Here is a 10,086-nt window from a genome sequence, read left to right on the forward strand (position 1 = left end):
TATGCGCTGGAAGGCTCGATCATCGCCACCGCTCCGGGTTCGGCCCTGGAACTGGTCAATTTCCGCCACCCGTTCTACGACCGCCTGTCGCCGGTGCAAGCCCGAGGAACTCTCCCACGTGCTGGCGCACCTGCCGGAGCTAGTGGTCAAGGAAACCCAAGGCTCGGGCGGCTACGGCATGCTGGTGGGCCCTGCGGCCACCAAGGCCGAGATCGAAGAATTCCGCGCCCGCCTCAAGGCCCGGCCCGAGGCCTACATCGCCCAGCCCACGCTGTGCCTGTCGACCTGCCCGACCTTCGTCGAGAACGGCATTGCCCCCCGGCATATCGACCTGCGCCCCTTCGTGCTGTCGGGCAGCGAAACCCGCCTGGTGCCGGGCGGCCTGACCCGCGTGGCGCTGCGTGCCGGCTCGCTGGTGGTGAACTCGTCCCAGGGCGGCGGTACCAAGGACACCTGGGTGGTGGAGGACTGAACCATGCTTTCGAGAACCGCGTCCGACCTCTACTGGATGTCCCGCTACCTGGAGCGCGCCGAGAACCTCGCGCGCATGCTCGAGGTGAGCTATTCGCTGTCGCTGATGCCCCAGGCGGGGCGCACTGATGGCCGCGAAGAGTTGGCGATGTCGCTACTGGCTGCTGGCACCCTGGACGACTACAACCAGCGCCACGGCGAATTGAACGCCGAGCGCATGCTGCATTTCTTCGCCCTCGACGAAACCAACCCCGGCAGCATCTATTGCTGCGCCTGCAAGCTGCGCGCACCAATGCACACGCCGTGCGCGGGCGAATCACCGGCGACATGTGGGAGAACATCAACGCCACGTGGCTTGAGATGCGCAACATCGCCAGCAACGGCCTGGCGCACTATGGCATCAGCCATTTCTGCGAATGGGTCAAGCAGCGCTCGCACCTGTTCCGCGGCGCCACCGCCGGCACCATCATGCGTAACGACGCCTACTGCTTCATTCGCCTGGGCACCTTCCTGGAGCGCGCCGACAACACCCTGCGCCTGCTGGATGTGCGCTACGAAATGTTCGGTGAGGAATCCGAGGAAGTCAGCGACAACTCCGCACGCGGCTATTACCAGTGGAGTGCGCTGCTGCGGGCGTTGTCGTCGTTCGAGGCGTTCAACGAGATCTACCGCAACGCCCCCAATGCCCGTCAGGTGTCGGAAATGCTGCTGCTGCGCGCCGACGTGCCGCGTTCGTTGCACGCCTGCATCGAGGAACTGAACCAGATCCTCGCCGGCCTGCCCAGCGGTAGCGGGCGCACCTCCCAGCGCCTGGCCGCTGAACTCAACGCCCGGCTGCGCTACACCGGTATCGAGGAAATCCTCGACGCCGGCCTGCACCTGTGGCTCACCGACTTCATTCAGCGCATCCGCCACCTGGGCGAGACCGTGCACCACTCCTATCTGGAGGTCGTATGAAACTTTGCATACGCCACGACACCACCTACCGCTACGCCAACAACGTCAGCAATAGCATCCAGTTCTTGCGCCTGACACCGCAGGACAGCGAGCGCCAGCGCATCCTGGCGTGGAAGCTGGAGTTGCCGCGCAAGGTGCGCAGCCAGCTCGACCCGTATGGCAATGTCCTGCACGTGCTGACCTTGGATGAGCCCCACGACGCCCTGGTGCTGACTGCCCATGGCGAGGTGGAGATCGACCCCAACCTGGAGCTGGAGCACGACGACCAGTCGCCCTTGCCGTTCCTGCGCAGCAGTCACCTGACCCAGGCGGGTGATGAGCTGGTGGATTTCGCCACGCAGCAGTGCGGCACGCGGCGTGACCGCGTGGCGTTGATCGACTTGATGAATGGGTTGTCCGAGCGCATGGCCTACACGCCGGGCGAGACCACCGTGGTGACCACGGCGCTGGAGGCGTTCGCGGGTGGGGCAGGGGTGTGCCAGGACCATACCCACGCGTTCCTGGCGTGTGCGCGTAGCCTGGGCGTGCCGGCGCGCTATGTGTCGGGCTACTTGTGCACCGAGGACGCGACCCACCTGGCCAGCCACGCCTGGGCCGAGGCTTGGCTGGACGATGCTTGGTACAGCTTCGATGTGACCAACCGCCTGGCCAAGCCCGAGCGGCACCTGAAGCTGGCGGTGGGGCTGGATTACCTGGATGCTTGCCCGGTGCGCGGCATGCGCCGCGGTGGCGGGGCCGAGTCGTTGCTGGCGCATGTGCAAGTGACCGCGCACGCGCAATAATCGGCGGCGTCTTCTTCGCGGGCAAGCCCGCTCCTACAGGTACACCGCTGCTCTCAGGCTCAGCGCAACCCCTGTAGGAGCGAGCTTGCCCGCGATGGGCCGCACAGCGGCCCCAGTTCTCCAGCCTGTCATTTTTATTACCGAGTTAACGCAAATGACCTACTGCGTCGCCATGCACCTGGCCGATGGCCTGGTGTTCATCTCCGACTCCCGCACCAACGCCGGCATCGACCAGATCTCCACCTTCCGCAAACTGTTCATCTTCAGCACCCCCGGCGAGCGCCTGCTGGTGCTGCAAAGCGCCGGCAACCTGGCTAGCTCTCAATCAGTCATCAACCTGCTAAAGCAACGCAGCACCGGCAAAGGCAACCATCTGCTGAACGTACGCACCGTCTACGACGCCACCGTGCTGGTAGCCGAAACCATGCGCGAAGTGGTGGCCCGCGACCGTACCAAACTCGCCGGCAAAACCGATCTCACCTGTTCGTTCCTGGTCGGCGGGCAGATCGCTGACGGCCCCATGGATGTCTACAGCATCTACCCGCAAGGCAACTTCATCCAGGCCACCGAAGACACGCCGTTCCTGCAACTCGGCGAGAGCAAGTACGGCAGGCCAATTCTCGACCGCAACCTCACCTGGCGCACCTCGCTGGAAGAAGGCCTGCGCTGTGGGTTGATCTCGTTCGACGAGACTATGCGCAGCAACCTGTCGGTGAGCATGCCGCTGGACCTGCTGGTGTACCGCAAGGACAGCCTGGCTGCTGTGCAGAGCCACCGCGTGACCCAGGATGACCCGTACTTCAACGAGATTCGCAAGCAGTGGGCGGCAGGTCTGCGCGAGATGCTGGCGGCCATGCCCGAGCCGCCGCAGGCGTATCTCACTGGCATGCGTTGATCGGCTCGGTGCTGCCACTGGCGCCGACCGACAGCTTTTGTGGGAGCGGCCTTGCGTCGCGAAAGGGCTGCAAAGCAGCCCCAGAATTTCAGCATCGCTGCATAAATTGCTGGGTCTGCTCCGCAGCCCTTTCCGACCGGTCCGGCGCCCCGGCAAGGCCGCTCCAACATCCATGGTTCAGCGCTGTACTTGGGAGCAGTAACTTGTCAGGAGGGAAAGAGCTGCCGTCAAAAGTCTTCCTCCGAAAACCGCTTGAGCCGAACGCGATGTTCGGTGGCGTAAGAGGCGAGAGAGGGCACAGGTATGTTCTGAAATGCCTCGTCCAGTAAACCCAGGTGCCATAAGACCGTCATGTAGCACCGCATTTCAACACTGGGGGCGCCTGCCTCTATTTTCCCGAGAGTCGAGGTGGATAGCCCCGTCTGCCTTGCGAGGTCTATCTGACGAATTTTTCGTTCAAGACGCCTGTTTTTAATCAGAAGGCCCATGATTTTTAGCCTTTCGGCGCATGCGAGAGGGAATACCGACATCTTAAGACCTTCCATAGGCATTCTTATATCCAATAAGGGCGGCTATAGCAGGTCTTATGAGTTGCGCGCTTTGTAGGAGCTGGCTTGCCTGCGAAGGGCCGCAAAGCGGCCCCAATATTATGAAGACCCCAACAGCAACAGGCCTCAGTCGCCAACCCCATGCAACCGCAACGCCCGCTGCGCACACTCCCTCCAGCTAAGCGTGCGTCGAGTCGGCCCTTCCGCCGCCATCACCACCGGCATAGGCGCTTATCAACTTCACTGTCAAGGAGGTTTATCACTCCCTTGCGCATGAGTTCGAGTCGACAGCTCGCAAGCTCATAAAGTGCTGGGCTGAGAACCCTGCTTTGGTCTTGCTGCTGCGATGTGGGCTTGACTTGTTTCCTCATCCCCGGCTGCTCGCACCAGTCTTGGAGGCACTGAACTCAAAGCTTTATGACGTGACGCCCAGCTGGCTCAAACCGGAGCAGTTGCGTGAGATTCGGACTGCTGAATATGTTGCCGCTGATCTGCTGCGGGCTGGGGTTGTCGAGACAGGTTTTCGGGATATGGAGGACTACCCGGAGGCAATCGATATTCAGGGCTATAGGGAGGAGCTAGGTGTCTTTGCCAGGAGAGTCGTCATCGAGCGAGCTGATTCGCCATGGTATCTATTGCAGCAGGCTTTTCTTTATTTGGCTTCAATCGGGGACTGTGGCCTGGCTGTAAATGCTATTACAGAGCCCTCGCTAGGGGCCGCCTACAACAAGCTTCGAAGGGCAATGCTGTTCGAACCTACGGCGTCCAAGGACTTGCTGGAAATACTTCCGTCAGCACTAGTTACCCAGCAGATGCATCCGAACTCACGTCGTTTTGGTGTCTGGTTGTCCGAGGGACTACGTGCCACTCAGGATGAGGTCCTTGTCCAGGAGATCGTGAACACGGTTGCTCTTGAGAGACCTGATCTACTCCTTGAAGCGATAGGTAAGCGCGGTGGCCGCCCTCCTAAGTGGAGGGAGTTTGTTCCACAATCTCTCGTGGAAATTAACCGCATCAGCTCAAGCAAGCAAAAGGATGGAAGTGCTCTGCCATCTCGCCAGTTGTTGCGGGTCATGCAGGACCCATTCAATGTTTTTGGGCAGGAGAACGGGCTTCTTATGCTCGCCAAGGCCCTCTTGAGCATGCCGCGTATTGAGGAGCGCCTATCAGCCGGTCTCAGTCCAGTCGATATTATTTTGAAATGCGCTGACTGGCCCAGCATTCATGCGCTACCTGAGGCTCCAGGGTTTCTAGAGGTCAGTCTAACTGAAGTTGAGGGGCCGGATAATCCGCTTTATGAGCGGCCTGAATGGGTGAGCAAGGAGGGGGCCTGGCTGTACGGCTTGGGAAGAGTCCTTCGATCTGCCCTAACTGGGGAGTTTGATTTCACAAGCCGTCGTTTTCTTGTGACCGAGGAAGTTGGACGCTACAGGGGTATTCGGAGCAGTTGGTATAAGCGACGTTTCGGGATGCTCAATTCCGTTAACGGATTGATGGATGAGCCTGCGCCAGTATCCCCCTGGCTTTCGGGTTTCCTTTCCACTTTGCTCCAGTGGCCGGGGATCGAATTCAAGGCAAACGATGCGGCCCCTGTCTCTGCGGTGCGTACGCCGGGTGAGTTGTTGGCGCTCTTAGAGAAACGTATTGCGGTACAGCGCACTTTGTATGGGGAAAGGAGTAAGACGCCTATCTACGTGCTTCCCACTAGTGACAATGCCCTGCTTGTTGATCGTCCCTTGCGCGTAGCGATTGTCCAAACTATTCGCCCGAAGATGGATGACTTCGATACAAAGGATCCTACGCATTGGACTCCGGCAATGTTGTCTCAGCATCGACGCCACTTGGCTGAGGTTTGCCGTCTGGCTCACGCTAAGTTGCGTGCATGGGCTTCGGCAAGGCCACTGCAAGACGGAGAAAGCGAAGCTCCCACCATAGATGTAATCCTTTTCCCCGAGCTGGCCGTGCATCCGGAGCATGTGTTTTTTCTGCGACGTCTCTCTGACAAGCTCAAGGCAAATATCTTTGCGGGGCTAACCTTCATGCACTCCGATAAGTGCGGAGGTCCGATCAATCAGGGTTTGTGGTTGATTCGTACGGATGCACCGGATCATGGCCGCAGTATTCAGTATGTATGGCAAGGGAAACTCCACCCGATGAAGCTTGAGCAGCAAATGGGGATCAAGGGGTATCGACCGCACGTGACCCTGGTGGAGTTGCCAGTCGGTACGACATCGCCGACGCGTCTCGCCGCAGCAATCTGCTACGACGCTACTGATCTCGATTTGGTTGCGGACCTCAGGGATCGCTCAGACGTATTCTTGGTCGCGGCCTTGAATCAAGATGTGCAGACCTTCGACAACATGGTCGCGGCGCTGCATTTCCACATGTACCAGCCCGTGGTGCTTGCCAATTCTGGAGAGTTTGGCGGCTCCACAGCCCAAGTGCCCCTTCCGAAACATGATCGTCTGGTCGCGCATATCCACGGTAATAACCAAGTGGCAGTGAGCGTGTTCGAGCTTGACCCCGCTCCCTTCAAGTCGACTAAACCGGCGAGGACACCAAAACAGTTAAAAACTGCGCCGGCAGGCTATAAAGGAAGGCCTTTTTGACTGGGGCATGTGCGTATGGGCCAGTGCCTACAAACACTGGACGAATGATCACACCGCATCCCCAAACACCGCCCGCTCCAACACCTGATGCTGCCGCTGCCAATCCGGCATATGGCTAGCCACCAGCGCCCAGAAGACCTTGGTATGGTTCTTTTCTACCGTATGGCACAGCTCATGGACGATGACGTAGTCCTGCACGCTGGCAGGTCGCTCCATTACCCGAGGATGAAACTCCAGTGTGTTGTTTGCATCGCAGCTGGCCCAACGGCTTTGGAAGTGACGGATTCGTGCACCCGTTGCCTGAAGTCCAGTTTCTCGTTGCCAGTGACGGACACGTACCAACAACTTCTCATGAGCACGATCCCGGTAGAACCGCTCAAGCAATGGCATCAGCACATCGGGCAGGATGCTTGCCCCATCCGGGCTATCCACGATAAAGCGCGAGGCTGTGAAGGTGAGTCGGGGCTTGGGGATATCCGGCGTATGCCGCACCTCGGTGAAGTACGTACGCCCGGCATAGCGTAGGCGGCTACCCGTCACAATGGGCTCGCTGGCCAGGGGCTGATTCACCTGTGCCAGCTTTTCACGAATCCAGCGTGCACGACGCAGCACCAAAGCTTCTTGCTCAGGCTCATCCACCAGCGGCCCGCGCAAAAGCACGGGACGACCCCGTTCCACAGTCACGTAGTGGCGCTTGAGTTTACTATCGAGCTGGAAGTACCACTCGATAGCCGTTTGGCCGTAATTCAAGACTGGCATGGGTAACGCCGCGTTAGTTTTTCAGCAAAATATCGAAGATTCGCTTGGCGTGATCACGCGCTACTGAGCGCTCCCAGCCCGCCAAAGGCATCAAGACCCCGCGCAGGTGATCTCTGAAATCAGGGTGCGTATCCGGCATTTTCTTCCAGTTTTCAGTCGCCAGCGCACAGCTCAGCATTTCATCTTCAAACAGCTTGGTCGTTGCCACTCTTGCCGTGTTCTCTGCCAATTGGGCGGCAAGGTATACAAAGCACGACGCCCAGTACCTGGCGATTGCAGCCATGGCGCATGGGCACATCAGAAAAAGTGGGCTCGATTGTACAAGTCGTTGTCACCTTTAGCCCGAAAATTCATCGCGCCCCACCGCCCTATCAAATGAGCATGGCCGTCTAGAGAATAAAAAAGGGCTGCCCAATGGCAGCCCTTTTGGTGCATCCGTTTCACGTTTAGCGAGAAACTTTCGCGGTCTAGCGATTTTGAGCGGGATGAGGGGTTAATCCCAGCTCAACGCCCCACCCGTCTGATACTCAATCACCCGAGTCTCAAAGAAGTTCTTCTCCTTCTTCAAGTCCATAATCTCGCTCATCCAAGGGAACGGGTTGGTAGTCCCCGGATACTCTTCCTTCAACCCAATCTGAGTCAAACGACGGTTAGCGATGAACTTGAGGTAATCCTCCATCATCGCCGCGTTCATCCCCAACACTCCACGAGGCATGGTGTCACGCGCATATTCGATCTCCAGCTGGGTCCCTTGCAGGATCATCTGGGTCGCTTCTTCCTTCATCGCCGCATCCCACAGGTGCGGGTTCTCGATCTTGATCTGGTTGATCACGTCGATACCGAAGTTCAGGTGCATCGACTCGTCACGCAGGATGTACTGGAACTGCTCGGCCACGCCGGTCATCTTGTTGCGGCGGCCCATGGAGAGGATCTGGGTGAAGCCGCAGTAGAAGAAGATGCCTTCCAGTACGCAGTAGTAAGCGATCAGGTTGCGCAGCAGCTCTTTGTCGGTTTCGACGGTGCCGGTGTTGAACTCCGGGTCCGAGATGGCGCGGGTGTACTTCAGGCCCCAGGCGGCTTTCTTAGCGACCGATGGGATCTCGTGGTACATGTTGAAGATCTCGCCTTCATCCATGCCCAGCGACTCGATGCAGTACTGGTAGGCGTGGGTGTGGATCGCTTCCTCGAAGGCCTGGCGCAGGATGTACTGGCGGCACTCGGGGTTGGTGATCAGGCGGTACACGGCCAGGGCCAGGTTGTTGGCCACCAGCGAGTCGGCGGTGGAGAAGAAGCCGAGGTTGCGCATCACGATGCGGCGCTCGTCTTCGGTCAGGCCGTCCATGCTCTTCCACAGGGCGATGTCGGCGGTCATGTTGACCTCTTGCGGCATCCAGTGGTTGGCGCAGCCGTCGAGGTACTTCTGCCAGGCCCAGTCGTACTTGAACGGCACCAGCTGGTTCAGGTCGGCGCGGCAGTTGATCATGCGCTTTTCATCGACTGCAACGCGGGCCGAGGAGCCTTCCAGCTCGGCCAGGCCTTCGGCGATGTCCAGGGCGTCCAGGGCAGCCTTGGCGCGCTTGACCGCGTCGGAGTCGGTGGCGGTGGCAGCGCGGGCTTCCAGGGCGGCGGCGCCGCCGGCGCTGTCGAGTTTGTCCAGGGCGGCGGAGGCGTTGGCCTGGGCGGCGTTGGCATTGCCTTTGGCGGCTACTTCGCCGTCTTCCTTGTCGAATTCGTCCCAGCTCAGCATGGTCATTGGCTCCTGCTTGAGGGCTGCCCGAGGGCAACCGGTTGGATATTAAAAGTTGATGCCTGTACGCAAGGCCATTAAGGCGATAGGACAGCTCGAGAGGCTGACTCTCGTTACATCTGGATGTGTTTGGCGTTGCGCCTGACCAAGCCTCGGGTGAGGGGGCAGGGCGCTTGAATTGGTGTACGGCAACGACACCGGGTGCGGTTCGGCGAGGTGGTTCACATCGGCCTGGGTCACGCAACGGAGCATTGTCTGAACCCTTTTCGCAGGGGGCGGATTATAACGGAATTCGCTCTGGATCGGGACGCGTAGAACGCGGACGGCGATAACTTTTTCGACCGGTTTCACGCAATGGCGTTCACCCACACACAGGATGATTGCCACGGGATGAGAGTCTAGCGCCAAAACGAGGAATGTCTATATGTTGTGGTTTTATTTTTAGCTAGAACAACATGTAGTGATGTGGCGCAAGGTTTGGCCCTTTCGCAAGCGGGCGGGCCGAGGCCGCCACGTGCGAAAAGGCCAAGGCTCGATCAACGTTTGTCACACCGGCGCCGAAGGGTTTCGACGATGTGCGTGACAGGGTTGTTTCGCGCTTCTTCGACCGTGGTGAAGCGGCCGGTTTCAGCGTTGCGGCCTATCCTGCGAACTGCGGTTTTTTTGCGCGTCATGCTTGTCGTCCTTGTCATGGAAAGTTGGACCCGTTAGTGACGGGTAACGACCATTTACCAAATGACAAGAGGCATAGGCAGGGGGAAGACTTCTCCAGGACGCAGATACAAAAATGCCGCAGGGTCACCCCTGCGGCATTGGTCTTACTGGCAAGCCTCGCAATCCGGCTCGTCGATCGCGCAGGCCTTCGGCACTGGCGCTGGGCCCGCTGCCTGGACCGGGGCGCTGTCGCCGCCGCTGGAAACGGCGTTGAGCTTGCCGGTGTTGATGGTCGACTTCTCGGTGCTGGTGGCGGCCAGGGCACGGAGGTAGTAGGTGGTCTTCAGACCACGGTACCAGGCCATGCGGTAGGTCACGTCCAGCTTCTTGCCCGAAGCGCCGGCGATGTACAGGTTCAGCGACTGGGCCTGGTCGATCCACTTCTGGCGACGGGAGGCTGCATCGACGATCCACTTGGTGTCCACTTCGAACGCGGTGGCGTACAGGTCTTTGAGTTCCTGCGGGATGCGCTCGATCTGCTGCACGGAACCGTCGTAGTACTTCAGGTCGTTGGTATCGGCCGGCGACATCTACCCGGTCTTCCGTGAACTCTTCCAGCGCAGGTTAGCCACATGACCGCCAGAGCACAGAGACGCCAACCCAT

General features: G+C 59.3%; 8 protein-coding genes and 3 pseudogenes. 5 read left to right on the forward strand and 6 right to left on the reverse strand.

Annotated elements, in window-relative coordinates:
• From ACQKPE_RS24775 to ACQKPE_RS24790, 4 genes and pseudogenes are all read left to right on the forward strand, one after another.
• Positions 1-472, forward strand: a 472-nt coding sequence (locus ACQKPE_RS24775) for a circularly permuted type 2 ATP-grasp protein (protein WP_427669296.1), incomplete at its 5' end; no start/stop codon positions are given.
• A gap of 3 nt (positions 473-475) precedes the next feature.
• Positions 476-1,428, forward strand: a pseudogene (locus tag ACQKPE_RS24780) (alpha-E domain-containing protein).
• Positions 1,425-2,210 carry a transglutaminase family protein gene (locus ACQKPE_RS24785; protein ID WP_427669297.1) on the forward strand — a complete coding sequence of 262 codons (786 nt, stop codon included), beginning with the start codon at positions 1,425-1,427 and terminating at the stop codon, positions 2,208-2,210. The pseudogene ACQKPE_RS24780 and the gene ACQKPE_RS24785 overlap by 4 nt, the downstream one beginning before the upstream one ends.
• Before the next feature lie 154 nt (positions 2,211-2,364).
• Entirely contained in the window at positions 2,365-3,105 is a 741-nt protein-coding gene (locus tag ACQKPE_RS24790; protein WP_427669298.1) for a peptidase, read from the forward strand.
• 227 nt (positions 3,106-3,332) lie between these two features.
• Here the strand turns inward: ACQKPE_RS24790 and ACQKPE_RS24795 are convergent, their stop codons facing one another.
• Positions 3,333-3,656 carry a helix-turn-helix domain-containing protein gene (locus ACQKPE_RS24795; protein WP_427669299.1) on the reverse strand — a complete coding sequence of 108 codons (324 nt, stop codon included), beginning with the start codon at positions 3,654-3,656 and terminating at the stop codon, positions 3,333-3,335.
• 389 nt (positions 3,657-4,045) lie between these two features.
• Here ACQKPE_RS24795 and ACQKPE_RS24800 point away from each other — a divergent pair, with 389 nt between their 5' ends.
• On the forward strand, positions 4,046-6,262 hold the full coding sequence (locus ACQKPE_RS24800) for a hypothetical protein (RefSeq protein WP_427669300.1): 2,217 nt from the start codon (positions 4,046-4,048) through the stop codon (positions 6,260-6,262).
• 48 nt (positions 6,263-6,310) lie between these two features.
• Here ACQKPE_RS24800 and ACQKPE_RS24805 read toward each other — a convergent pair whose 3' ends face one another.
• The 5 genes and pseudogenes from ACQKPE_RS24805 to ACQKPE_RS24825 form a co-directional block, all read right to left on the reverse strand.
• Positions 6,311-7,021 (reverse strand): SprT family zinc-dependent metalloprotease, encoded by a 711-nt coding sequence (locus ACQKPE_RS24805; RefSeq protein ID WP_427669301.1) that lies wholly within the window; start codon positions 7,019-7,021, stop codon positions 6,311-6,313.
• Positions 7,022-7,034: 13 nt separating this feature from the next.
• Positions 7,035-7,268, reverse strand: a pseudogene (locus tag ACQKPE_RS24810) (hypothetical protein); the annotation flags it as partial.
• A gap of 246 nt (positions 7,269-7,514) precedes the next feature.
• Entirely contained in the window at positions 7,515-8,768 is a 1,254-nt protein-coding gene (locus tag ACQKPE_RS24815; RefSeq protein WP_427669302.1) for a ribonucleotide-diphosphate reductase subunit beta, read from the reverse strand.
• 536 nt (positions 8,769-9,304) lie between these two features.
• Positions 9,305-9,442 (reverse strand): hypothetical protein, encoded by a 138-nt coding sequence (locus tag ACQKPE_RS24820; protein ID WP_427669303.1) that lies wholly within the window; start codon positions 9,440-9,442, stop codon positions 9,305-9,307.
• 144 nt (positions 9,443-9,586) lie between these two features.
• A pseudogene (locus tag ACQKPE_RS24825) lies at positions 9,587-10,006 on the reverse strand (ribonucleoside-diphosphate reductase subunit alpha); the annotation flags it as partial.
• Positions 10,007-10,086 lie beyond the last annotated feature (80 nt).

It is taken from the genome of Pseudomonas sp. NPDC089554 (genome assembly GCF_050280645.1).
In the GTDB taxonomy this organism is placed as follows: domain Bacteria; phylum Pseudomonadota; class Gammaproteobacteria; order Pseudomonadales; family Pseudomonadaceae; genus Aquipseudomonas.

What these genes read in the sequence shown, in the direction of transcription:
- ACQKPE_RS24785 (WP_427669297.1), top strand. Translation starts at nt 1,425, where the DNA reads ATGAAACTTTGCATACGCCACGACACCACCTACCGCTACGCCAACAAC.
- ACQKPE_RS24795 (WP_427669299.1), bottom strand. Translation starts at nt 3,656, where the DNA reads ATGCCTATGGAAGGTCTTAAGATGTCGGTATTCCCTCTCGCATGCGCC.
- ACQKPE_RS24790 (WP_427669298.1), top strand. Translation starts at nt 2,365, where the DNA reads ATGACCTACTGCGTCGCCATGCACCTGGCCGATGGCCTGGTGTTCATC.
- ACQKPE_RS24805 (WP_427669301.1), bottom strand. Translation starts at nt 7,021, where the DNA reads ATGCCAGTCTTGAATTACGGCCAAACGGCTATCGAGTGGTACTTCCAG.
- ACQKPE_RS24820 (WP_427669303.1), bottom strand. Translation starts at nt 9,442, where the DNA reads ATGACGCGCAAAAAAACCGCAGTTCGCAGGATAGGCCGCAACGCTGAA.
- ACQKPE_RS24815 (WP_427669302.1), bottom strand. Translation starts at nt 8,768, where the DNA reads ATGCTGAGCTGGGACGAATTCGACAAGGAAGACGGCGAAGTAGCCGCC.